Consider the following 24,510-nt stretch of genomic DNA (forward strand, 5'->3'; position numbering starts at 1 on the left):
GCACTTTTTTTATGTTTAGCTGAGCGATCATACTCATGATATGATGAGAGAGAAGAATGAGCATAATAATATAATGTGAACCAAGAGATACTGAGAGATACCGATCGGATGAAGCTCTATTTTCACAATAATGATGGGAAGGCAGGGAAGTGCATGGACGCTCGTCTGCACGCATTGTATCGTCCAGTACAGATGAATGGAATGGACCCCCGTACATACTATATAGAGAATAGTCCTTCCCCTGTGCTTACACCTTATGTAGCCTGTTATTGGGAGTCAGGAACTCGGGAACATATGGAATACGGCAAGTATGGCATAGATGGAATGGACATGTACATTAAGGTCAATGACTTAATGTTGAAATTTCCGGCCTCTGCCCGGGTGTTACCAGATGGTTGCACTGACATCCTGATCGATTATAATCCAGAGCAAGAAAGGTATACGTATAGCTATTGTGGCAATTATATGCAGCCTTTTGCTTTTCCGTTATCGTTGACAGCGCCTCCGGCGGGAGCCTATACGTTTGGGGTTCGCTTTTTTCCGGGGGGAGCTCCTTTTCTACACGGTCAGTCACTGGATTTGTTTACAGACCGTCGTGTACCACTGGAAGACTGCTGGCCAGACCGATGGGACGAGCTGCAATTGAAGATGGAGGAAACGAGGGATTTTGCCCAGCGTGTGCAGGTGATGGAGTCTTACCTCCGACGAGTGACCCTGCGTAGCAGCCCGATTCATCATCATGCTGATCAGGATTTGCTTCGTAATGTGCTCTACCGGATCTTCAAGGATAATGGTCGCTTGAGTATACGAGACCTTGCCCAGGGAGAAGCCGTCAGTGAACGTCAGCTGCATCGCAAATTGACCGAACAAGTTGGGATCAGTCCCAAGCGTTTTAGTGAAATTGTTCGTTTCCATCAAGTGTTGCATGGTATCCGTAAAGGTCGAGCTACTGACGGAGCTGAACTGGCACAGACGTATGGTTTTTACGATCAGGCACATCTGATCAGGCAATTCCGCAAATTTTACGGCGATACACCACTAGTTGCTGTCCAGGAACATCAACAGATGTTGTCCGAAAAGTACAATGATGCGGCAGTATCTTCCGTTATACTATGAATCATAGACTTATCACAAAGGAGTAATGAATCATGAATGGAACGTTGCAAATTCGGGAACATCTGTTAACGGAACTGGAAACAGGCGTGCGCACAGGGGCTTCGTTAATTCGGCTAATTCGTCCAGAGGACTGGGCGTATCGTCCGCAGGACAATATGCGTTCCCTCGTGGAACTGGTGCATCATTTTATCCAGATTACGGCTTCGGATCTTGTCATTATGCAAGAGAAAGGTGAAGCTGAAGTAGGTCAAGTGGAGAACCGTTTATCTGGAAACCAGGATATTGTGCAACTGGAGAAGACATTATGGAGTAATTTTGAGGCGTACAAAGCATATATCACAAGTCTCAGCGAAGAGGACTTTTTGAACCGCTCTACCAAAGCTTTCTACGCAGAGCATGGACACCTGCAGGTGCAATGGCAGATCGAAACGCTCACACATGTGTTCCACCATCGCTCACAGCTCTATAATTACCTCAAACAGCAAGGTCACGAATTGAACTTTTTTATGCTGTATGCATAGTTTGTTCTTGGACAAGCAGCTCCGCCGGATCATTCGGTGGGGCTTTTTTTGGTTTATTGCGGGATACGGTATCTATTAAACTTGCATGTAAGCTATAAATGTACGTTCTACCACGGTCTATTCACCGTGGCTTTACTAGATTTCAGACATAGAATACCGTATCAAAGCAAAAAGGAGGTGATTTTGATGGCCATCCTTTTACCATTACAGTTCTACAATCTGCCAGCGGGTGTAGGGAAATCCTACTATGAAAACCTGTCTGGCGGCGCCAATGCAAGTGTTACGGTGAACAACAATGGTCCGTTTCCGGTATCTCTCGTCATCACTCGTGTAAATGCTCCAGTTGTCACTTATGTTGTTCCGGTGAACAGCAGTTTGAGCATTACTGCAAGTCAGGTGCTGGTCTTCGCGTTGTTGGCGAACCAGGGAGGTGCTGCTTCCGGTACGATTGAAGTTGCTTTGGCGTAATCTATCGGATGATAGTAGAACGTATGAACCTCTGCCGACCGGGTCGGCAGAGGTCTTTTTAACCATTTCAACCAGATGATTGTAAGAGGAAGCATATCAAACTACATAAAAATGTTGGGGCCTGAGAGTTTACCCTGAACCGTACACGATTAATGGAATAGTATAAACCGCACGTTGAGATCGTGCCTGTAATTCGGGAGGTTGATAGAATATGAACCGTAAGCGAGCGAAAATATTGGAAACGGAACGACTTGTATTTACGACATGGGACGAAGGTGATCGTGCCCTCGCGTTTGCGCTCTGGGGTGATCACGAAGTGACCCGGTGGGTTAATGGCAAAGAGGTTCTGAGCGAAGAGGAAGTTGAGGCGAGGCTAACTCAGGAAATCGAGCGTGAGAAGCAGGAGGGGGTGCAGTACTGGCCCCTTTTTCGAAAAGATTCAGATGTCTTCATCGGCTGTTGCGGTCTTTGCCCCTATGATCCAGAGGAGAACATCTATGAGCTTGGTTTCCTGCTGACTCGGGGTCACTGGGGACAAGGATATGCACAGGAAGCAGCACAAGGCGCTGTGCGGTACGCTTTTGACAAGTTAAAGGTAGCGACGCTGGTGGGCAGTCATCATCCGGATAATGAAGCGGCGTGTCACATTTTGAGCCAACTGGGATTTGAACAAATGCACGAGCGGCGGGATGAAGCAACAGGTATGATGAAACCCTTCTATAGGTTACGGAAAAACAGTACTGTCCACTGAGTAACATTTTAAAGTATGATATCGCGAGTCGTTTTCATGTATTTTTTATTTCACATTCAGCTTCTATTAAGGTGGGAAGGATAAGATAATCCTTGTAAACCCCTTCTCGTGTTAAATAGATGTGTGACTGACCCTGCCGGGCGACGGTGGGGTATTTTTTTGCTTGTTTTCGACATTTTATAAAAAAAATAAAGATAAACAAAAATAAATAAAATAATTATCTTTGTTTATTATTGACTAACAAACAAAAACAAAGGTATAATGAATGTGAAAAAAGGAACTTACCTTGATCGTGACAGCCCAACTTTATACTTGAACATAGGAGAGGATAAACATGAACGTGACCCTTCATACCGAAAGATTACGACCTGCCGGATTCGATATTCCTTTTGTACGCGAGATGGCAGAGATTACGCAGCATATGTGGAAGAACGGATGGGATGAGCGTAATGGCGGGAATGTCAGCTATCTACTGAAAGAGGAAGAGGTTGCACCGTACATTGATATTCATCGGGTGATCCGCACCATCACACCTGCCTTTTCCGTGCAAGAGCTGGCGGGACAGTATTTGATTGTTACGGCATCGGGCAAATATTTCAAAAACGTGCTGGCAGACCCGGAAGGCAATCTGGGTGTACTGCGTGTATCTGCGGATGGCCAGGAGCTGGAGGTATTATGGGGACTGAATGGTGGTGCGAACCCGACAAGTGAACTGCCGACCCATTTTATGAGCCATATTGAACGGTTGAAAAAAGACCCGAATCACCGGGTGGTCATGCACAACCACGCGACACATGTACTTGCCATGACCTTCATCCATGAGCTGGATGAGGCCAAGTTTACCAAGACACTCTGGCAGATGTGCACTGAATGTGTGGTGGTATTTCCAGATGGCGTTGGGATCATACCTTGGATGATGCCCGGTTCGAATGAAATCGGCCGCGCAACTGCGGAGAAAATGCAGGAGTATCACGCGGTCATCTGGCCGCAGCACGGCATCTTCGGAACAGGCACAACCATCGACGAAGCGTTTGGTCTGATTGAGACCATCGAGAAAGCAGCACAAGTGTATATGCTTGTGGCGGGTCATGATATTCGGCAGCGGATAACGGATGAGCAGCTTCGGGCCCTGGCAGAGCAATTTGACGTAATTCCTCGTCCCGGTATTATTCAAAGTTAATTGCAAACAAGCTACATATGACAAATATGTTATATGACCCTGATCATATGAAATAGTAAACATGGCTTTAGGTTCTCTGAACCGAAGGCCATTTTCTTTTTTCAGGCAAACAATCGTCGTTTTCGCTCAAAAACGTTCAAATTGCCGAATAAGAATGGCTTTGTTATCAAATATTGAATCGTAGAATGCATTATCACGCGCTGGCGATTTTCGGGTGAAATGACGTATTGTCAATGGCTCTGCGATTTTGCATAATAACTATGCTTCATAGATAAGAACAGACATTGTTATCCAGATGAGAAGCAAAGAAGCTTATAGACAAGAGATGGAAGGAAGTTATGATCATGCTTGGCAAAATGAAGAGAATCTTAATCGGCAAGCCAATGAAGTCGGCTGAATTGGATGCAGAAAAATTGGGGAAATGGAAGGCGCTCGCCATTCTGTCCTCCGATGCTTTATCATCCGTGGCCTACGGTACGGAACAGATTTTGCTGGTGCTGGTTGCGGCGGGATTCGCAGCCCTATGGTACTCGGTTCCGATTTCTATCGCCGTGCTGGGATTGCTCGTCATTTTAATTTTTTCGTATCGCCAGACCATATTTGCTTATCCTACAGGGGGCGGCGCGTATATCGTAGCCAAGGATAACCTGGGCACCACACCGAGCTTGATTGCCGGAGGTTCATTGTTAGTCGATTATATCCTGACCGTGGCGGTAAGTTCGTCCGCAGGTACGGATGCGATCACATCCGCTTTTCCTGTACTGCATGACTATAGTGTCATTATTGCGCTTATTATGATTGTGTTTCTGACCGTTATGAACTTGCGGGGGGTTACGGAGTCAGCTTCGGTGCTGGCAATCCCTATTTACCTGTTTATCTTTTCGATTGCCATTCTCATTATTTCGGGTGGTATCAAGTTTATGGCTGGTGGCATGCATGCCGCGGCTCCGGAGTTTGGAACAAGTTTGTCGCATGTTAGCATCTTCCTGCTGCTTAAAGCGTTCAGCTCTGGATGCTCGGCATTGACCGGGGTTGAGGCAGTTAGTAACGCCATTCCGAACTTCAAACAGCCTGCGGAGAAAAATGCTGCCGGGACGCTGCTGCTGATGGGATGTATCCTTGGCGCCATGTTCATTGGTATCACGCTGTTAGCCTTTGGATACGGGATCAAGCCTGATCCCAAAGCAACGGTCATTTCCCAGATTGCCGAAGCAACATTTGGCAGAGGATGGATGTATTTTATCATCCAGGGAGTTACGGCTCTGATCTTGTTCCTCGCGGCGAATACGGCATACTCCGCCTTCCCGCTGTTGTCCTTCATGATGGCTAAGGATAAATATATGCCACATATGTTCATGGTGCGAGGAGACCGTCTAGGCTTCTCGAACGGGATTATTTTTCTCAGCGTCATGTCGGCACTTCTGGTCGTTGGATTTAAAGGGGATACCGGAAACCTGATTCCGCTCTATGCGGTCGGGGTGTTCATTCCATTCACATTGTCCCAGCTCGGCATGATGATACGCTGGATTAAAATCAAGCCGTCTGGCTGGAAAACAAAACTGCTGGTGAATACAATCGGTATGCTGACTACGTTGTCCATTACGCTGATTTTTATTTTCACCAAGTTCACGCAGACATGGGTTATCTTTATCTTCCTGCCACTGGTCGTTTATGTGTTCATGCGCATTCGCAGTCATTACTGCAATATCGCGGACGAACTTCGTATCGATATTCAGGTGGATAAACCGGCGAAGAAAGGCAATACGATCGTTATTCCGGTGGCGGGCATTACTCGGGTGGTGATGAATACCATCAGTTACGCCCAGACGATGTCGGATCATGTGGTCGCCCTGTACATCGGCTTTGATGATGAGGCTATACGTAAGATGGAGCAAAAGTGGGAAGAATGGAATCCGGGCGTCCGTCTGGTCGTGATCAAATCGAGGTACCGCAGCATTATGGGTCCGCTGAAGAAGTTCATTGATACCGTGGAATGGAAAACAGCTGAAACCGACCATATCACTATCCTGATTCCGCAATTTATTACGAAACACTGGTGGCAAAATGTACTGCATAACCAGACCAGCTTCATGATTCGGGCATATCTGATTAATTACAAAGATGTGATTGTGACGACGGTTCCGTATCATCTGAATCGTTAATGGGAGGATGGGCCGCAACGATATAAAAAAGGTTCATCGATGTACGGTGATATTTAGTATAGAATGTACACATCATGTTATCGCAAGGAAAACTCCGGGGTGGAGTGTCCTTGCGTTTTTCTTGTCTATTTACGTTTGTGTAATGTGCAATACGCTTCTATGTTATCTATGTTATGTAAAGTGCTTTCTTCAAACCAGAATCATGATTATGTTAACAATGGAATTGGTAGAAGCAAATACTTCCCAATTACGACATTAGCTTACGTTCAGCAAGTATTGAAGGATAAAATGACGAAATATCCGCAGTTCCAGACAGTAGTCGACTAATTGCACGCCTCAGCCAATTCGACAGCAACATTCGGCGTAGTTATGGGTGTTTTTCCAGCCACGTGGCAAATTGTCGAAGGAGCGATTGAAATGGTGTTGAATGGACAAGGAACGTCACAAGAAACACTTGATGTAGCTGCAAAGTAAATTACAGACAAAATCACCCCGTACACTAGCACAGTGAAGAAGTAATTCATTACTTGTAGGGTTGACGAGTGGGAAAATGAATGCGGGCTGTATGCCGCATTCATTTTTTTGTAATTGATTAACAAAGAGGATGAATTTTTAAAAAAAATACTGAAAAAAGATGTATAGTAAGGAAGGGAGGCAAAGTTACCAATAAACAAAGATGATTTGAAGAAGTGAAGAAGCAAAGAGACAACATACGTGAAGGAGAAGAAAGAATGAAGAAACTGAGTTTACTTGCGATGTTTTTTATGCTTTTATTTAGTTCCAATGTGTTTGCAGAGGATTTAAAAGTGAAGGATGTTGAACTCGATCCTGCCATTACGGCTTCTGTAGGAGATAAGTTTAATTTGAATATCTATGTTATTTATGATGACGAATTCACATTACATGATGCCAATGATCCGTATTATAAGAGAGCTGTCGGTCTTACGAAAACAGATTATACTATTAGTGATCCCCACCTGCTTCAAGTATTAAGCAATGGCATGGTCAAAATTCTAGGAGTTGGCTCTTCCAAAATTACAGTTAAGGTTGAAAATATAGAAAAGTCGGTTATCATTTCAGGAAGCTTAGACAATCCAATAGATGGGGGGTATCTAAAAAATGGCGTGACATTTGTTCCTATGAAAGAGGTAGTCCAAGCTTTGGGAGGCAGTGTCAATTATTTGGCTCAGCAGGGTCTCTTTGAAATTAAAGTTGGTTCTACGCAAGTGAGTTTGCCTAAATCAGGTACAAAGGCTAGTTTGAATGGAAATTCTCTCACTTTAAAGTCTCCACTTCTTGTAGAGAATGGCGTGACTTTAATGCCTGCTTCAGTGCTATCTGATGCTTTCGGAGCAGGATTAAAAAATAATGGCGAAACGATGCAAGTATCTATTGGTCAAGGGAAAATGAATATCCAGATTGAAAAGCCAAAGAAACAAAGCAGTACAACAGTGACTAAACCGACTAAAAAAGGAAAACTATATGCTGTACCGGCAACAGGGGATATGAAAGGCTGGAGTATTCTCAAAGGTCATCCATATGAGAAGAGTGTTATTGTATACTTCAAAGTCGACGGATCGATTGTACAAATCCATACGAAGGACATCAGTAAGGTGGACCTGAACAAAAAGGTAAAGTGGACAGACCTGAACGGTAAAAAGCATACGAATACGGTAAAGGAGCTATACCTCTTTTTCGGAAAAACAAGTGGTCTGTATTCAAGTGAATTACTGTATAAAATGTTCGGAGAGACCTACGCTAACTGGATTGCCATAGGCTCTATTAACGCAGAACAATATGTTGATCAGTATTTACAAAAATAGGGATCTGTTGATCGTCTTCGGAAAATAAAATTTGTTTTAACGAAGACAAGTGAGGATAATTGAATTCATGACTTGTTATTTTCTTCACTATATAAACAGCTTACAGGCAAAAGTCTGTAAGCTGTTTTTTTTGCGAACGAATCGATTAAAGATGATTGACATGCTATCGACTCATATCATATAATCAACACGTTCATTAAATTGATAATGATTATCATTAACGATTAGGGGAGACTATACAGATGAAAAAGAAATGGATTCTACCGTTTATCGTACTGATGTTATTTACGATAATTGCCAGTGCATGTGGTAACGGGGCTTCAAACGGTGCGTCAGACAACGGCAACCAAGAGGCAACTGCAACAGAAGGGACAAGCAGTGAAGCAGCGAATACTTCGGATACGATAACGTATCAATCCGAAACAGGGCCTGTGGAAATTCCGGCTAAACCGCAACGTATCGTGGCTTTGACAAACGGACCCAATATCCTTTCTATGGATGTAACGCCAGTGGGCGTAGATAAGTGGACAGCAGAAAATCCGCTGTTCAAGGATAAATTAAAAGATGTTGCTATCGTAAGTGAAGAAGATCCGGAGAGTGTCTCCGCTTTGAACCCAGATTTGATCATTGCAGGTTCACATATGAAAAATCTTGAACAGCTTTCCAAAATTGCTCCAACGATCGTATACACATGGGGTAAACTCGACTATCTGCAACAGCAGCTGGAGATTGGCAAAGTACTAAACAAAGAGTCAGAAGCACAAGCATGGATTGATGATTTCACCAAAAGAGCCGGAGAGATCGGCAATGAGATTAAAGCTAAATATGGTGACAATGTAACAGTGTCCACGATTGAAATTGCGGATAAAGAAGTTTTTGCCATGGGGGATCACTGGGCACGTGGAACAGAAGCGCTGTACCAAGCGATGAAGCTGAATATGCCTGAAAAAGTAAAGAATGATACGTTAAAAGAAGGCTATCATTCCTTGTCACTTGAAGTTCTTCCGGAATACATGGGTGATTTCATCGTGGTCAGCAGAGACATGACCCGGGATAATGAGATTATGAAGTCGGGAATCTGGAGTAAAATTCCGGCCGTTCAGAACAAACAGGTTATCGAGTTGGATACCAAAGCGGTGACGTACAGCGACCCGATTACGCTCGACTATGTATTGAATATTTTCAAAGAAGGATTTCTTGGCACAGGGAAATAATCAAGCGATTAACACCTAAAAGGATTCCGGGTAAACCTTTCATAATAAAAATGATATAAGAGAAGAGACGAAGAAGGCACAGAAGTCCTTTTCGTCTCTTTTTTTAGTTTAACGAAAACCACCTATCTCGTACATTCGAGATAGGTGGTTTTCATTGAAAGAACAACGTTATAAGAACAATATCAACTTCAACTTAATGCATCAAAGAATAATTGAAAAAGAAATGATTTATTTATCTTTTAAGTCTGCTATAGATTTGACATCCATGTATGCTGGAACAACAAGCCCCGTTTTTACACCTGTCATATTGGCACCAAGGTCATCCAATTGATCCTTGTATTTAGCCCAATAATCAGCATGTGTCAGAGGAAGCCATGCAGCCGGAGAAGCATCCACGTCGCCTGACGCAACACCCGTCCACATCGGTCCGGCTTCAACTTGTAATGCGTTGACTTTATACCCGAGTTTTGTTTCCATTACATATTTCAGTAGATTTGTACTAGCAATCTCGGAGTCCCAAGCAACATAGCCTAGTTTGAAAGTGTCGCCGCCCACCGGTGTCAGACCTTTTGTCCATTCATCAATTTGATCGGCATGTTTCTCGGCATAGGCTTTGGCAGCCTGTTCAGGCGATGTACCGCCTTGAATGGCAATCATCATCTCGCCCATTTCATCGGAATTCCACTTGAAGCGCTTCAGAAATTCATAAGCGACCGGGTGATCTTCCTTCAGACCTTTACGAGCGATCGTATGAATTTCTTCGGCATCTCCATAGACTTTATCTGGATCTTCCAAGTATTTCAGATCATATTGGTTGAACATCCAATGCGGAGTCCAGCCTGTAATGATAATTGGTTCTTTATTCTTGTAAGCTTTGTCCAGCGTAGCCGTCATGGCTGCGCCGGACCCTTCTACCAAATTCCAGTCGGTCAGGCCATACTTTTCAATGGCACTGCCGGTGGATTTCATAATACCGGCACCTGGATCAATACCGATAATCCGGTGATTGACTTCATCTCCAACGTTGGCATTTGCCGCAGGCTCAGAGGATGAAGCAGAAGTTGAAGCACCCGTTTCCAAATCTTCAATCGAGTTAACGTCCGTCATATATTTAGGAACAACCAGACCTGTGCGTACACCTGTCATATTGGCTCCAAGATCCTCAACCTGATCTTTGTAACGTGCCCAGTAGTCTGCATGTGTCAGTGGCAACCAGGCTGCTGGAGAAGCATCTACGTCACCTGAGGCCACACCCGTCCACATCGGTCCGGCTTCTACCTGAAGTGCATTGACTTTATAACCCAGTTTGTTCTCCATGACATATTTCAGCAAGTTGGTACTCGCAATCTCAGAATCCCATGCAACATAGCTCAGTTTGAACGCGTCACCGCCCACCGGTGTCAGACCTTTTGTCCATTCGTCAATCTGATCCGCATGTTTCTCGGCATAATCTTTGGCAGCCTGTTCAGGGGACGTACCATCCTGAATGGCAATCATCATCTCACCCATCTCATCGGAAGTCCATTTAAAGCGCTTCAGGAATTCGTAAGCAACGGGATGATCTTCTTTCAGACCTTTGCGAGCGATGGTATGAATTTCTTCGGCATCACCAAACGATTTTTTCGGGTCTTCTAAATATTTCAGATCATACTTATTGAACATCCAGTGAGGAGTCCAACCAGTGATGATAATCGGTTGTTCATTTTTGATGGCTTTGTCGAGTGTAGCTGTCATCGCGGCACCCGAACCTTCAATCAGATTCCAGTCAGACAAGTTATAATCCTTGATGGCTTTGGCGGTTGATTTCATAATGCCTGCACCTGGATCGATACCGATAATCTGATAGTTCACTTCCTTACCTACAGCATTGGCTGCCCCGTTGTTGTCACCAGCAGATGTTGTGCTGCCTGTGAAGTATTGAGAGAAGCCAGCGACCAACACAACGAGTGTTGCTGCCGCAGTAATCCAAGCTTTTTGTTTCGCGGAGAAACGGGAAGTTTTTTTGCGGCCAGGCATAAACAGGTTTTGCGTAAAGCGGTCAAGCACGATGGCAAGAACTACGACAGCAAGACCAGCTTCAAATCCTTTACCAATCTGTAGCTGCGTTACAGCCCGGTATACTTCTGCACCGATACCCTGTGCACCGATCATGGATGCAATAACAACCATGGATAGGGACAACATGATTGTCTGGTTAATACCGGACATCACCGTAGGCAAGGCAAGTGGAAGCTGTACCTTAAACAATTTCTGAGCCGAAGTTGATCCGAAAGCATCCGCTGCCTCAACCAGTTCGCTCGAAACCTGTTTAATCCCCAGGTGAGTCAGGCGAATGGTTGGCGGGATAGCGAAGATCACCGATGCAATAACGCCGGGAACAACGCCGAGACTGAAGAACGTAACGGCTGGCAACAGATAAACGAATGCAGGCATCGTCTGCATGAAGTCCAGCAGTGGCGTGATAATGCGCGCGGCTGTTTTACTGTATGCCAGCCAAATACCAACAGGCACACCGAGCAGAATTGAGATCAATCCTGACGTAATAACCAGTCCGAGTGTGTCCATGGATTGGGACCAGTAGCCCAGGTTATCCACGAGCAGGAACCCGATAACGGTAAACAAAGTAAGTGGCAACCTGCCTACCAGAAAAGCTAGTACGCCTAATATGGCGATGAACAGAAGTGGATGAGGCAGCATAAACAGCCCCGAGAAAAATCCAACCACATCCTGAATAACGACAGAGATCACTTTAAACAATCCGGAGAGCGAGGAGCTCATCCAGTCAACGATGGATTCAATCCACGATGCTAGTGGTATTTTGGGTATCATTCAGAGCTTCCTCCTTTTCTGCAACTTCACCGCTTAGTGCACCGAGCAGGGCACCGCGAACGATAACACCTTGCAGACGGCCAGTCTCGCTTACAACGGCAAGCGGCACATGGGCTGAACTTACAATCTCAAACAATTCATGAATCAGGGTCTCAGGTGACACTGTCGGCCCATCTGTAATGAGAATGTCGTTTAATACTTTATTTTCGCGCATTGCACGGGTCGCGTCTTCTGCTGTAATGACACCCAGCAGTTTTTTAGAGCGGTCAATGACAAACAGGTTCGATATGCCTCGTTCACGCATTAACTCAAGAGCAACACGAGGACCGCGATCGGTTGTAATGGTTTCAGGACGGCGCATAACGTGTGATGCTGTGAGGACCTTGGACAAGTCCACGTCTTCGACGAAGCGGGCCACGTATGAGTTGGCCGGTTGAATCATAATTTCCTCCGGTGTACCGATCTGCACAACGGCGCCGTCTTTCATAAGAGCAATCCGATCGCCGATGCGCAGCGCTTCGTCCAAGTCATGGGTAATGAAAATAATCGTCTTTTTCATTTTATCCTGAAGCTCAATCAACTCATCTTGCATATCACGACGAATCAATGGATCAAGCGCACTGAAAGCTTCGTCCATCAGCAGTACTTCCGGGTCATTCGCAAGTGCGCGAGCGAGGCCGACACGTTGTTGCATCCCGCCGCTCAGCTCATCCGGCATTTTATCTTCCCAGCCTTTGAGGCCAACGAGTTCTAGTGAGGTCTTGGCTTTCTCACGGCGAACTTCCTTATCTACCTTTTGAATTTCCAAACCATATTCCACATTATCAAGAACAGTGCGGTGCGGAAACAACGCAAACTTCTGGAACACCATGCTGATCGTTTTCCGGCGTACTTCTCGCAATTGTTCTTTGTTCATTTTTCGCAAATCTTTGCCATGAACCAAAATTTCTCCGGATGTTGGTTCAATCAGACGATTGAACATCCGAACCAGTGTGGACTTACCACTACCGGACAGGCCCATAATTACGAAAATTTCACCTTCTTTGATCTCCATGTTGACCCGATTGACACCAACCGTTATCTGTTTTTCTTTGGCCAACTTTTCTTTGCCCCAACCTTGCTCCAGTAATTCCAGACCTTGCTCGGTTTGGGGGCCAAACAGTTTACTTACGTTTTTCACTTCAAGTATGGTCATGTTTTCACCCCTTCTGATGTGTTGTGCACTTCGAACGGCTTTTAGCAGTCACAAGCCCATACACTTGTGCGCCCAGCCACGAAATCCGGTAATTTTTGCTTCGCTTCCCGTCTTTCTGGGTAACGGTTTGTATTCTAACAGTAGTTAACCAGTATAGCAACCGAATAAACAGTACATAATGTTTATACAGTAAAAACTGTACAAAGTTTTCCTGCCATATGCTCTGTTTATCTCCTTTTTCTGGCTAATGAGACATCTTTACATTTATTATTGCTTTTCCTACAATAGAAAATGAGTTGAATTAAAGCTTATTTTTTTGGTTAAATGATCATCGTAGGCAAATTGAAGCATGGTAAAGTTCCCAATATAAACCATTGGGTGTGAGGTGTTTTCTAGCTTATAGAATATCCAGTTGCATGCTTTCCCATGTAAGCAGAGCTTGAACATGTCGATTTTTTGCCAAGACTGGAATGTCAGAATGGAGGTTGCAAGCATGAGCTTGGACCATTTGCAAGAGGATCAGCAGACAGCGGTGCTGAAGATCCGTAAACGCGTTATCGAAGCCATTGGACGAAATATGGATCTATACGGCGTAACGTTGTCCACGGGACATTTATATGGATTGCTATTTTTCGCAGAAAAACCGATGACCCTCGATGATATGGGCCGGGAAATGGAAATGAGCAAAACAAGCATGAGCACCGGAGTACGAACGCTGCTGGATCTCAAAATGGTAAATAAGGTGTGGAGCAAAGGCTCCAGAAAAGATCTATATGAAGTGGAGTATGACTGGCATCAGACGTTTACGGATTTTTTCGCAATTAAATGGAGAAAAGCGGTGGAGAGTAACCTTCAGATTCTTCGCAAATCCGTTGACGAGATGAATCGGTTGATTGACCAGCTTGATGAACAGACGGATGCCGATCTTCTGCGAGTACTACACGAGGACAAACGTAAAGTATTGCAAGCGGAAGCATACTACCGATGGCTCGACAGGCTTATCGATGCGATGGAAGATGAAGAAATCTATAAGCTTGTTCCAAAAGAAGAGATTAAAGAAGAAATGAAAGAACAGTCATAAGAGCGAAACAAAGGACCCATTCCGTCAGGAAGGGTCCCTTTTCATTTTATCGTCCGATAACACTCAAGTTTTCGTGTGCCAATGCTGTAGAGGGGTGCATGACAACGGGCTTCAATAGGTTTTTTCGATGTATGCGCTGTGCAGGAATTTGCAATGCGGAGTCTTTATCTTGTGAGTGAATAAGCCGTGTATTCATTTGGTCTGTCCAAGTGACATGTTTCCGGTCGCGACTAGATGTAAGTGTAGTGGAAGGAGCGACTTCTACTAAACGATGAAGTGCAAGTTCCTTCAAATACAGTTTTGCTTGCTTCTCACGCCCGGTAAGTTCTGCCAATCGGATATGAGTTTCTTCCCAATCATCGGTCACTTCAACAATAACCACAGGGGCAATCCCTTTCATTTGATCATAATAAGGTTGGCAGGAACCGTCGCCAATAATCAGATCCGGTTTAGCCTTGCGAAGTTGTTCAAGGTGGTTTGTAAGGTTACGTTCTTGCTCAGCTGCTTTCTTATTCTGATTATCTCCGACATTAAATGATTCTACCGGCTTAAGTCCTAACGAGTACAGGTGCTCATCAAAGCCAGCGCTTGATACTGTGGCTACACGTAAACGATGTTTCTTCATATATATACTTGGCGCAATGCCAGTCATCTGCTTGAATTTACGACTAAAATAATATTCATTGCCATATCCAACGGATGCTGCAACTTCTTTGAGAACACAGTTTTCCTTTATCAGTTGTTTTTTGGCTTCTTCAATTCGGAGCTGATTTAGATAATCAGTAGGTGACATGCCTTTTGCTTTTTTGAAGCTGCGGGAATATGAGCTTGGGGTCAGACCGGCAATTTTAGCCAGATGATCCATGCTAATGCCTTCACTCATAAAACGACGCATATAAGAAATGCTTCGTTCCAGTGCTGGATCTACCTTTTCAAGGTTCTCTTCCAGTCGATGCTCTGACAGGAATTGCAACAGTTCATGTAACTGACTATGTATGCTGACAAAGTGATCTGTCTGCTCGCCTCGATAGGAATCGTACAACTTGGTCATTCGTTCTGTTACCTGCTGTTCATGGCGGATGCGAATTTTTCCCTCCTGCCATTCAAATGGAAGAGAGGAAGAAGCGGTCATTTTCCATTTGCCTCGTACTCGCTGCATATTGACTTGTTCCATACTTAACATGAGGAATTCAGTCATTTCTGAGTGAGCCACTGCATCGATGGTCAAGCCGGGTTTGATTAGAAATATTTCACCAGCTTGTGCTTCATATACGATGTCGTCCAGAACCAGAATACCTTCGCCTTTTAAAATAAGACAAAGTATGGGCCGGCTTACCGTGATGCCTTGTATACGGAAGTTTTTCCCGCGACGTACTCGGCACATTGAAGAGAGCAGCGGCAAAGAAGAGGTTTCAGTTAGTACGGGAAACGATTCATTCATACGGACCATCCTTTTGTCTTATTTTCTTAATGATAACAATTATCATTCTCAAATGGAAGGTGTTTTTGAAAATTAATTTGGACAAATTAGAAAACGTGAAACGAGAAATGCAAAACGTATCTAGAGAACACGAAAAGAAAATGGAAATGTATCGTCAAGTGTAAGCACAAAAAAATGGCACCCAGCACCAAAGCTGTAGAGCCATCTCATCTGTAATACAACCTGAAATCGGACGAATCTGGAACAAACTTAATTCAGTGTAATCAAAAGAATATTGTCCAGGAAAATATCACTAAGTGCTTGTTGTCCTGTTCCATTGGCCGCTGCATGATATAAACGGAATTCATCTTTCGCGTGGATGTAGAAGATTCCTGGAACATCATCTCGCAAGTGGAATGTTTCCCATTCGTCAGCGGCTATTTTGCTTACTTTTAGTGATGTATTGACCGAATAAAGACCATTTTTGCCGGAAATGTAGGCAACCTCCGGTTTATCATTCATCAGTTGATTCGTAACGTAAGTTACGTTACTCAAGTTGAGATTAGACGTTTTGCTCACCTTGCTCGCAGTAACCGTTTTGGCATACGCTTTTTGATCCGCATCAATGATTACTACCTTGTCTGCTCCAACTGCACTGACTTCTCGCACACTTTTGGAGTGAAGCTGAAATGTTTTACCGGATGTTGTTAATGCATAAGCTTTGCCCAGGGTATAGTTGTAATCCTTATTGCTGTCCAGCTTAATGCCGCTATTGTAGACATAGAGATTGTTGCTCCAGCCACCGGAATAAACGGCGTTCACATCAAGCTTGGCTTTTGCATTCACGGCCTTACCTTTACCTGTGTTGTAGTTGGCCTTGTACATCACAATAGCTTCCGTAGAGTAAAATTGCTCGTCCGGATTGGTGTTAACCATGAGTTGTAATTCGTTTTTGGCAAAGTTCACAAAATAACGACTCTCCACAGCACCTTGGGCCAAGTTCTGTACATTTCCAGTACCGTTTGATGCTTTGGAAGCCACCCACGTAGTCCCGCCAACCAAGGCATTATAGTAGACACGCCCTTTGGTCACGATTAGAAGTGGATAATCCGTATTAACGTTGTCCGCGATTTTGGTTGCTGATGAACTACCTTGGTCGCCATCGGCGCGATAAATACTCCCCTTGGAATCCAGGTAATAGATAAATCCGTTATCCGCATAATAATTGATCACATCGGAAGCAAATGTTTCGGCGGCATCGCTGGAACCGTCATTCGGTACCCGAAGCAGCGTTGTGGAAGTTGGAGACTGGGTGTAGTAAAGATACGATCCCGCCTCAGTCAAATCTACGCCTTCAAAATCAATTAATACCTCGGTTGGATTGCTTCCGTCTCCGGAAACTTTGTAAAGAACGCCATCGGAGTCATAATAGACTGTCGATTGGCTTAGCGAAGCTGCTTGGGCAGTGGTTCCTCCTGCTAGCGTAGCTGCTGTAATGAGTGTAAATAACAGCAATGTACCGATGGTGCGTTGTATGTATGTATACCCTGTTTTCATTCGTTCATCCTCCCTTTGGATCTATAGATGTCGTTCATTTCTTATGTTATATCGGTAAACTATGGAATTTATGTTAGATCCAGAATGGGGGTAAGAATGGAATGGGACAGGAAAGAAAATGAGAAAGAGTGGGGAATGAAATTGAATTTCATACATGTACAAACTTGAAACCGAATTACGCATGATGCTGCCATTCTAGGCCCGAAGCATTCTCCACCTGACCTGGTCGTGATAATATTTATGTGACAGAATCACCAACGACAGGAGCGAAACCATATGATGAATATAGCAACGATTGGTACAGGTTCCATTGTGGATGCCATTTTATCCGCGATTAATGAACTGGAAGATGTGATCGTCACTGCGATGTACTCCAGGAAGAGAGAGACAGCGCAAGAACTTGCAGATAAATATGGGATAAGTACAATATATACAGACTTGGAATCTTTATTTTCAGACCCCAAAGTAGACCTCATTTATATTGCTTCACCAAATAGCATGCACTTCGAACAGGCCTATCAGGCACTTCAACAGGGTAAACATGTCGTATGTGAAAAACCGTTCACGTCCACCCTCAAGGAAGCAGAAACGCTGATCACGCTTGCGCAAGAAAAGAACCTGTTTTTGTTTGAGGCCATCTCCAACATTCATTTGCCCAATATTAAAGTCATAAAAGAGCAATTACCGAGACTTGGTCCAATCAAGCTCATTCAGTGTAATTACAGTCAATACTCGCGTAAATACAATGATCTTCTCGCCGGACAGACACCGAACGTGTTTAATCCCCAATTCTCTGGTGGAGCGTTGATGGATATCAACATTTACAATCTGCATCTGGTTATGAGTTTGTTTGGCAGTCCGAATACCGTGTCATATACGGCGAACCAGCATGCGAACGGGATTGATACATCGGGAGTTGTGGTCCTCAAGTATCCAGAGTTCATTGCAGCATGTGTAGGCGCTAAAGATACGAATGGCATGAACAATGTGCTCATTCAAGGAGAAAAAGGTTACCTTCAGGTTGCGGAAGGAGCGAACGGTTGCCGGGAGATCAAGCTTCAGATCGGGAAAGAGCCACCTGAGGAGTATAATGCGCAGAACAAAGCCAATTGGCTGTACTATGAGTGGGAAGCGTTCAGAGACATTTATCTGGCTAAAGATTATAAGCGGTGTTATGAACTGCTCGAACACAGCCGTTCTGTAATGAACGTACTTGCGGAGGCTCGCAAGCATGCGGGGATTGCGTTTGCAGCGGATAAATGTATACATGTTTAATCTCAATAGTTGTCGCTGATGCTCGCCATATACAGCATATCAAACAGATAGAGTACCGAGATCATGGAAGACATTTTGGACAGCCTCAATTGTTCATTATAACTGTAGGTTAGCAACGTTTCATCACAATGTCTGGACAATCCGGCATGATTGTTTCCGGTCACCGCGATGACGTTCCGTTGCTTATGGTTCAATACTTTGGCGACTTCAATCATGGATGAGTTTTCTCCCGTATGGGAAATGACAAAAGACAGTATGAATTGGCTGGAATTCATCGTGTTCAAATAATGCATATTGGGACCATTGTGCGCAACCGCCGCAATGCCAAGTTCATTCCATTTGGCACAAGCTTGCTGTGCCAAATAATAATTCAAATCACTGCCGTAGATGTCAATACGTGCGGACTGTCTAACCCAATTGGCGACACGCATCAAAACAGGAGCGTTTAACATACGGCGTGTCTCATCCAGCGCCTGGTGATACAGGTATGGAACCGAGTCGATCGCAGCCAGTACATTGCCTTGTTCTGTAAATGCATGATCCGGCGTCCGTAATGAGGGAGACGGTTGTTGTTGATATTCTAGCGCAAGCTTTAACTGAAAGTCTGGGTACCCTTTGGTACCCAGCTTTTTGCATAGGCGAACGATGGTGGACGCGCTTGTATAAGTCTGCTGAGCCAGTTCATGGGCTGTAGAATGGAATACAACTTCGGGGTCGTTCAGAATAAAGTCTACAATATGTTTCTCCTGTGCCGTTAATGGCGAAGCATATTTTAATTTTTGAAGTAGGTTGTATTCCATGCTGTTGTTCCATTCCTCTCTATAATTATCCCCAAGTACACGTCTCCACATCATAACCCGCGTTTGTTTATTTCTCAATCAAATCTGACTCTCCGCAAGTTGCTGACGGCGGTTCCACATGGTTACGAGGCGAAGTAAAACAACGCTCGTGAGCAGCAACACTGCACCAGTGCCTAGCAGCATCCATGGCCCAATCATTAACATACCGGTAGCCTGACCAGCAATCAGGGCGACCAGAGGCAGGACAACAAGTCCGCCAAGCTGGTAGGCTTCCTGAAATCCTCGCACTTTAGCCGAGATGAGCACATTCAGCAGAATGACGGCTAAACTGCATGTAGGGACCACCCAAAGGATCAGAATGATCCAGTTCCAGTTCGGAAACATCAATGTGCCGAAGATCGGATACATCAGGATATTGGCAATAACCCCATAGATGATGAAGGTCACCCAGGACAACAACAGTGACGGAATGAGAGCAGCCAGTACTTTACCTTTGAACAGTGTGCTCATGCTCATTGGTGTAAACAGCAATCCTTCCAGTGTCTTGCGTTCCTTCTCGCCAGCGAAACTGTTGGCAGTCAGGATGCTGGAAGCCATTACTGGAATGATGAGAAACAAGGGGGCGAACATATACAAGCCAAGAAAATAAACAATACGTTGATTGTCTGTGGTCATGGTAGCAAGGGAGGGCAACTGTCCACTCTGAATGAGCTTGTCTAATGTGTCCAATACCACATTTAAGTTACTTATCGAGTGTAGATTCACGCGGGATGCAGCCCACAACATAGCAGACGGAACAAGGATTCCGATGATTAGCGGTACAATCAGCATGGGCAGCCACAGCTGCACGCTGGATGTGACAGAACGGATGTCTTTAAGAATGAGTGCACGTATCGCTTGACGATTATTCATGTGCATTCGCCTCCCTTATCGCAAAATAGATGCTTTCCAGATCATTGCCTTCAATACGTGCCTGATAAACCTGACCATGCTCGGTCAGCTGTCTAAGCAGCAACGGAATATGCTCACGAGACGAGAGTTGGTAGGTTGCTGTGTGCGCTGTAACCGTCTCAGGCGAATATATTCCGGTTTTCCACCCGTTTGGCATATCTGCTTCGACCTCTAGCCGCGGTGCGGATTGATATCGTTGAATGATCTCCTGTTCAGTCCCTTTCTCAACAACACGACCCTTTTCCATAAAAATATAATGATCGCACACGGCGGAAAGCTGAGTAAGCACGTGTGAGGAGATGAGAATGGTCAAGCTCAGCTCCGTATTTAACTGACGAATGATGCGAAGCACCATCTGGATTCCATCAGGATCAAGCCCATTGGTTGGCTCATCGAGAAATAGAATAGAAGGACGGTGCAATAGCACCCGTGCGAGACCCAAACGTTTTTTCATCCCTGTGCTGTAGGTACCGACTTTACGATGCTGGTAATCCTGAATCTCAAGGAGGTGTACCAACTCATCAATACGTTCAGTTGCACGTTGTAGCCCAAAGGCATCCGCAAAAAATAGCAGATTATCCCGCCCGCTCATATTTTCGTACAAACCGCTTTGTTCAGTCAGTGTACCGCAGATCGCCAGCACCTTTTCTGTTTGTTGCGAAGTATCCATGCCTTGGATGGTAACCTGCCCGCTGTTTGCGCCCAGAACTCCGTTCATGATCCGAATGAGGGTTGTTTTACCTGAGCCGTTTGGGCCAATAAGCCCGGTTATACTGCCTTGTTTAATCGTAAAGCTGACTCTCTGCAGCGCTTGCTGCTCACCAAAATGTTTATTTATATCCCGTACCTCAATCATGTATACTCACCGTCCATTTTCTAATTTGATGATTATACGTCCAGTGGTATCAGATCGTTCAACTAAGACTTAAGAAATATATTATTGCTTCAATAGTCCTGAAATCCTAGTGCATAATTCCCCGGCGAATTCCACTAAATCGGGTCTAAGGTTTGTTTTTTTGGGAGGCTGTACAAGGTATCCTTGAAAAGAAGGATATGAAGGCCGTTTCATTGCTGTTTCATTGACATAGATAATGGAGTAATAGAGTATAGGCCGATATATACATAATGAGTTCGTCTAACACATCCATTTATTCAGTGTGAAGATATTAAAGCCCCCTGAGTGTTGTGTTGGACCCAAAGGAAAGGTGAAGTGATTGATTCATGAGTACACCGAACGAATATCGTTTTCAGGTGAACCTGAGCGGAATGATCCAAATTTTATCCAACCATTTATACAGCAGCCCAAAAGTTTTTCTGCGTGAACTTATGCAGAATGCAACAGATGCGATCACGGCACGCAAGGAAGTGGAGCCGGGATACCAGGGAGAAGCCCGTATTGAGCTAACAGGAACCGGAGATCAATTGACGATGATGGTGGAGGATAACGGAGTTGGTTTGACCGAAGCGGACATCCATGAGTTTCTAGCGATGATTGGACAATCCTCGAAGCGGGGACAACAGGCATTGCTGGATGGCGAGACATCGTTTATTGGACGTTTTGGTATTGGTCTGCTGAGCTGTTTCATGGTCAGTCATGAGATCGTCATGCTGACTCAATCGGTGAAGGGCGGCCCTTCAATGGAATGGCGCGGCAAGCCGGACGGTACATATACGATTAGGCAGCTGGACACGCAATTGTCTCCCGGAACGAAAGTATATCTGCGTTGTACGCCGGAAGCGGCACACTACTTTGAAGCGGAGTATGTGAAAGAAGCATTATTTTATTATGGTGCGCTCCTGCCTTATCCGGTTACGCTGATTCATGACGGGGTGCAGTCTGTTGTTAATCAGGATTCTCCAATCTGGTTAACACGTCCAGAGCTTGCTCGGTCCTGCCGCGCGGAAGTTCTTGCTTTTGGTGAACGTCTGCTGGGGGAGAAGTTCCAGGATTTCATCCCCCTGACAACAGCTTCGGGGCGTACTGGAGGCATTGCCTATGTGTTGCCACACGCGGTGAATCTGAATGCTAAGCGTTCTCACCGGGTTTATCTGAAACGCATGCTGATTTCGGAGAAAGCCGAGAACATTTTGCCGGAGTGGGCGTTCTTTGTAAAATGTCTGATTTGGACCGATGAACTACAGCCGACAGCTTCAAGAGAGCATTTTTATGAAAATGAAAAGCTGGAAGAAGTGCGCTCCGAGCTCGGAGACGCCTTGCGGTTGGGACTGACCGAAATGGCTGAACAGCAGACTGAACGTCTACAGAAGTTGATTCGTCTGCACGCCCTTTCGATGAAGGCGCTGGCTGTTCAGGATCAGGAATTTTACGCGATGATTCACCGCTGGTTGCCTTTCGATACAACGCGAGGACACCGGGAACTGGGTGAACTGATTGATGAAGGAGAGACGCTGTACTACACCAGCACCATTGATGAATACCGCCAGATTAACCATGTGGCTTCTGCACAGTCCATGCTGGTTGTTAACGCAGGTTACATCTACGATAAAGAACTGATGGGGATGTTGCCTGTCATCCTGAATCATGTAGAGACCGAGCGAATTGAGCCGGATGAAGTATCGATGACTTTCACGGATGTTGCACCGGCCGAGCGTAATCAGTACTATGATGCGCTGCGTCTGGCAGATTCGGCGTTACAACGTTTCCGTTGCCGCGCAGAAGTGAAAGGATTTAAGCCAGCTGACTTGCCGGTGTTGTTCACCCTTTCGCAGGAGTCATCCACGCTGCGTGCGCTGGAAAAAGCGAGCGAAGAGAGTACAGACTTGTTCTCCTCTGTTCTCGGTTCGTTGTCGTCAGGCATTAATTCGGCAGGGTACTCGACGTTGTATCTGAATGTGAACAATCCCATCATCAAACGGGTGTTGACTTCACCAGATAATCAGATGACACCGATTGCTATAGAAATGCTGTATGTTAACGCACTAATGATGGGGCATTATGCCATGAATAAACAGGAGCTTGAAGTGTTGAACCAGGGAATCGTACGTTTTATTGATTGGGGTTTACGCGCAAATATGAATCCAGAGGGAGATGTCTGATGAAGACAGAGATGGAATTTGAAGATTTGATGGAAGAAGCCTACCAGCTGCCGAATGGTTCGGCAAAGCTTGGTTTTTTGGAGGAAGCAGCGCGGGTGGCCGATCTCAATGGTATGGTTGAGGAGGCGTATGAAGCACGCTCAGAGATTGTGGATGTCGCCACCTTCTGTGGATATCCGATGAAAGCTTTGATCGCTTTCTCCTGGCAACTAGGCAAGTTTGATCAGCAACCAGAGCTGTATGATGAAGAAACGTTATTGTGGTCTTATAAATGGATTCTCGGCAAAATGCCCGATTTCCCTGAAATTTCACGCGAGAAGATTATGGAGCTGTTAGAGGACTTCGGGGCACGCTTCAAGTCTTATGGGTACAGCGAACGTTCTTACTGGTACTACCGTTTCCGCATTTTTATGGATTTCGGAGAGCTGGAAGAAGCGGGGCGCAGTTATGACAAGTTTAGAGCGTTAGACCGCGACTTCATGAGTGACTGCGAGGCGTGTGAGCAGGATGAGATTATGCGTTATTTTATGTTAAAAGGAGACGACGAGAAGGTGTTGGAAGTGGCCAAGCCGATTCTCAAAGGACGCATGAGCTGTGCGGAGATCCCACATCTGACCTTGTCCGAAGTTCTGATGCCGCTGTATCGTCTGGGACGGAAGGATGAGGCAGATAAACATCAGGTCAAAGGATATCGTTTGATCAAAGGCGAAAATGATTTCGTGCAGAGTTTTTCAGAGCAGATGGAGTATCTCACGCTTACGAATCCGGCCAAAGGGATTGATATCCTCGAAGAAACACTGGTGCTGGCAGCCGATCATGAAGATATGTATGCCAAAATGATGTATTATGCGAAGGCGGCTCCGTTATTGCGGCGCTGGTCTGAAGAAAAAGAATCGGAAGGCTATCGCCTGCGTCTGCCAGCTTCCTTCCCGTATGAGGGAGACCCGGGAGATCTCCTCAAACTTGCAGATTATTTTGAAGAGTATGCCCAAGTTACAGCAACCAAGTTTGATCAGCGCAACGGAAACACACATGTATCCTCGTTAATTGCATAATTTAAAAGGCTTGTTCGTAAAGGGGAATCCCTATCGAACAAGCCTTTTTGTTGTT

The 24,510-nt window shown here is 45.1% G+C and carries 19 protein-coding genes and 1 pseudogene; 13 read left to right on the forward strand and 7 right to left on the reverse strand.

The features are described 5' to 3' along the window. The first annotated feature begins 75 nt into the window (after positions 1–75). From EC604_RS06060 to EC604_RS06100, 9 genes and pseudogenes are all read left to right on the forward strand, one after another. A complete protein-coding gene (locus tag EC604_RS06060; protein WP_240036678.1) occupies positions 76–1,116 on the forward strand; it encodes a helix-turn-helix domain-containing protein in 1,041 nt (346 codons plus the stop codon). A 32-nt stretch (positions 1,117–1,148) separates the two neighbouring features. After that, complete coding sequence (locus EC604_RS06065; protein ID WP_123063265.1) at positions 1,149–1,637, forward strand: DinB family protein; 489 nt, start codon at positions 1,149–1,151, stop codon at positions 1,635–1,637. Positions 1,638–1,823: 186 nt separating this feature from the next. Next, a complete protein-coding gene (locus EC604_RS06070; RefSeq protein ID WP_123063266.1) occupies positions 1,824–2,105 on the forward strand; it encodes a hypothetical protein in 282 nt (93 codons plus the stop codon). Positions 2,106–2,316: 211 nt separating this feature from the next. After that, entirely contained in the window at positions 2,317–2,856 is a 540-nt protein-coding gene (locus EC604_RS06075) for a GNAT family N-acetyltransferase (RefSeq protein ID WP_123063267.1), read from the forward strand. A gap of 334 nt (positions 2,857–3,190) precedes the next feature. Beyond that, the gene (rhaD, locus tag EC604_RS06080) at positions 3,191–4,036 is read left to right on the forward strand and encodes a rhamnulose-1-phosphate aldolase (RefSeq protein WP_123063268.1); all 846 of its coding nucleotides are present in this window, start codon (positions 3,191–3,193) and stop codon (positions 4,034–4,036) included. Positions 4,037–4,380: 344 nt separating this feature from the next. Continuing rightward, positions 4,381–6,198: an APC family permease gene (locus EC604_RS06085; RefSeq protein ID WP_123063269.1), complete on the forward strand. Its 1,818-nt coding sequence runs from the start codon at positions 4,381–4,383 to the stop codon at positions 6,196–6,198. A 237-nt stretch (positions 6,199–6,435) separates the two neighbouring features. Next, positions 6,436–6,672: pseudogene (locus EC604_RS30405) on the forward strand (ABC transporter substrate-binding protein); the annotation flags it as partial. A gap of 257 nt (positions 6,673–6,929) precedes the next feature. Continuing rightward, positions 6,930–8,021, forward strand: coding sequence for a copper amine oxidase N-terminal domain-containing protein (locus tag EC604_RS06095; protein ID WP_123063270.1), 1,092 nt, complete (start codon positions 6,930–6,932; stop codon positions 8,019–8,021). Positions 8,022–8,263: 242 nt separating this feature from the next. Then, positions 8,264–9,235: an ABC transporter substrate-binding protein gene (locus EC604_RS06100; RefSeq protein WP_123063271.1), complete on the forward strand. Its 972-nt coding sequence runs from the start codon at positions 8,264–8,266 to the stop codon at positions 9,233–9,235. Between the two features lie 228 nt (positions 9,236–9,463). Here EC604_RS06100 and EC604_RS06105 read toward each other — a convergent pair whose 3' ends face one another. After that, positions 9,464–12,064 carry a glycine betaine ABC transporter substrate-binding protein gene (locus EC604_RS06105; RefSeq protein ID WP_123063272.1) on the reverse strand — a complete coding sequence of 867 codons (2,601 nt, stop codon included), beginning with the start codon at positions 12,062–12,064 and terminating at the stop codon, positions 9,464–9,466. Continuing rightward, a complete protein-coding gene (locus tag EC604_RS06110) occupies positions 12,030–13,259 on the reverse strand; it encodes a quaternary amine ABC transporter ATP-binding protein (RefSeq protein WP_123063273.1) in 1,230 nt (409 codons plus the stop codon). Before EC604_RS06110 ends, EC604_RS06105 begins: the two co-directional genes overlap by 35 nt. Before the next feature lie 493 nt (positions 13,260–13,752). On the opposite strand from EC604_RS06110, the gene EC604_RS06115 reads away from it, so the two are divergent. After that, a complete protein-coding gene (locus tag EC604_RS06115) occupies positions 13,753–14,340 on the forward strand; it encodes a GbsR/MarR family transcriptional regulator (RefSeq protein WP_123063274.1) in 588 nt (195 codons plus the stop codon). Positions 14,341–14,386: 46 nt separating this feature from the next. On the opposite strand, the gene EC604_RS06120 is transcribed toward EC604_RS06115, so the two are convergent. Continuing rightward, positions 14,387–15,781: a helix-turn-helix domain-containing protein gene (locus EC604_RS06120; RefSeq protein ID WP_161556867.1), complete on the reverse strand. Its 1,395-nt coding sequence runs from the start codon at positions 15,779–15,781 to the stop codon at positions 14,387–14,389. A 249-nt stretch (positions 15,782–16,030) separates the two neighbouring features. Then, entirely contained in the window at positions 16,031–17,317 is a 1,287-nt protein-coding gene (locus tag EC604_RS06125; protein WP_123063276.1) for a DUF5050 domain-containing protein, read from the reverse strand. 279 nt (positions 17,318–17,596) lie between these two features. Here EC604_RS06125 and EC604_RS06130 point away from each other — a divergent pair, with 279 nt between their 5' ends. Then, positions 17,597–18,592, forward strand: a complete 996-nt coding sequence (locus tag EC604_RS06130; protein ID WP_192895068.1) for a Gfo/Idh/MocA family protein — start codon at positions 17,597–17,599, stop codon at positions 18,590–18,592. 2 nt (positions 18,593–18,594) lie between these two features. Here the strand turns inward: EC604_RS06130 and EC604_RS06135 are convergent, their stop codons facing one another. From EC604_RS06135 to EC604_RS06145, 3 genes are read right to left on the reverse strand one after another with little or no spacing between them, the layout of a single operon-like run. Next, positions 18,595–19,470, reverse strand: coding sequence for a MurR/RpiR family transcriptional regulator (locus EC604_RS06135; protein WP_240036679.1), 876 nt, complete (start codon positions 19,468–19,470; stop codon positions 18,595–18,597). Continuing rightward, entirely contained in the window at positions 19,471–20,304 is an 834-nt protein-coding gene (locus EC604_RS06140) for an ABC transporter permease subunit (protein WP_161556868.1), read from the reverse strand. Next, the gene (locus tag EC604_RS06145) at positions 20,297–21,199 is read right to left on the reverse strand and encodes an ABC transporter ATP-binding protein (RefSeq protein WP_123063279.1); all 903 of its coding nucleotides are present in this window, start codon (positions 21,197–21,199) and stop codon (positions 20,297–20,299) included. The genes EC604_RS06140 and EC604_RS06145 overlap by 8 nt, the downstream gene beginning before the upstream one ends. Positions 21,200–21,564: 365 nt before the next feature. Between EC604_RS06145 and EC604_RS06150 the strand changes: the two genes are divergently transcribed. Continuing rightward, positions 21,565–23,400, forward strand: a complete 1,836-nt coding sequence (locus EC604_RS06150) for an HSP90 family protein (RefSeq protein ID WP_123063280.1) — start codon at positions 21,565–21,567, stop codon at positions 23,398–23,400. Then, a complete protein-coding gene (locus tag EC604_RS06155; RefSeq protein WP_123063281.1) occupies positions 23,400–24,455 on the forward strand; it encodes a hypothetical protein in 1,056 nt (351 codons plus the stop codon). Before EC604_RS06150 ends, EC604_RS06155 begins: the two co-directional genes overlap by 1 nt. Positions 24,456–24,510 lie beyond the last annotated feature (55 nt).

Origin of the sequence: Paenibacillus amylolyticus, assembly GCF_003719335.1 — a bacterium.
Lineage (GTDB): Bacteria > Bacillota > Bacilli > Paenibacillales > Paenibacillaceae > Paenibacillus > Paenibacillus amylolyticus_D.

Coding starts and splice junctions, on each gene's coding strand:
- EC604_RS06065 (WP_123063265.1), top strand. CDS start 1,149: ATGAATGGAACGTTGCAAATTCGGGAACATCTGTTAACGGAACTGGAA.
- EC604_RS06070 (WP_123063266.1), top strand. CDS start 1,824: ATGGCCATCCTTTTACCATTACAGTTCTACAATCTGCCAGCGGGTGTA.
- EC604_RS06075 (WP_123063267.1), top strand. CDS start 2,317: ATGAACCGTAAGCGAGCGAAAATATTGGAAACGGAACGACTTGTATTT.
- rhaD (WP_123063268.1), top strand. CDS start 3,191: ATGAACGTGACCCTTCATACCGAAAGATTACGACCTGCCGGATTCGAT.
- EC604_RS06085 (WP_123063269.1), top strand. CDS start 4,381: ATGCTTGGCAAAATGAAGAGAATCTTAATCGGCAAGCCAATGAAGTCG.
- EC604_RS06095 (WP_123063270.1), top strand. CDS start 6,930: ATGAAGAAACTGAGTTTACTTGCGATGTTTTTTATGCTTTTATTTAGT.
- EC604_RS06100 (WP_123063271.1), top strand. CDS start 8,264: ATGAAAAAGAAATGGATTCTACCGTTTATCGTACTGATGTTATTTACG.
- EC604_RS06105 (WP_123063272.1), bottom strand. CDS start 12,064: ATGATACCCAAAATACCACTAGCATCGTGGATTGAATCCATCGTTGAC.
- EC604_RS06110 (WP_123063273.1), bottom strand. CDS start 13,259: ATGACCATACTTGAAGTGAAAAACGTAAGTAAACTGTTTGGCCCCCAA.
- EC604_RS06115 (WP_123063274.1), top strand. CDS start 13,753: ATGAGCTTGGACCATTTGCAAGAGGATCAGCAGACAGCGGTGCTGAAG.
- EC604_RS06120 (WP_161556867.1), bottom strand. CDS start 15,781: ATGAATGAATCGTTTCCCGTACTAACTGAAACCTCTTCTTTGCCGCTG.
- EC604_RS06125 (WP_123063276.1), bottom strand. CDS start 17,317: ATGAAAACAGGGTATACATACATACAACGCACCATCGGTACATTGCTG.
- EC604_RS06130 (WP_192895068.1), top strand. CDS start 17,597: ATGAATATAGCAACGATTGGTACAGGTTCCATTGTGGATGCCATTTTA.
- EC604_RS06140 (WP_161556868.1), bottom strand. CDS start 20,304: ATGAATAATCGTCAAGCGATACGTGCACTCATTCTTAAAGACATCCGT.
- EC604_RS06145 (WP_123063279.1), bottom strand. CDS start 21,199: ATGATTGAGGTACGGGATATAAATAAACATTTTGGTGAGCAGCAAGCG.
- EC604_RS06150 (WP_123063280.1), top strand. CDS start 21,565: ATGAGTACACCGAACGAATATCGTTTTCAGGTGAACCTGAGCGGAATG.
- EC604_RS06155 (WP_123063281.1), top strand. CDS start 23,400: ATGAAGACAGAGATGGAATTTGAAGATTTGATGGAAGAAGCCTACCAG.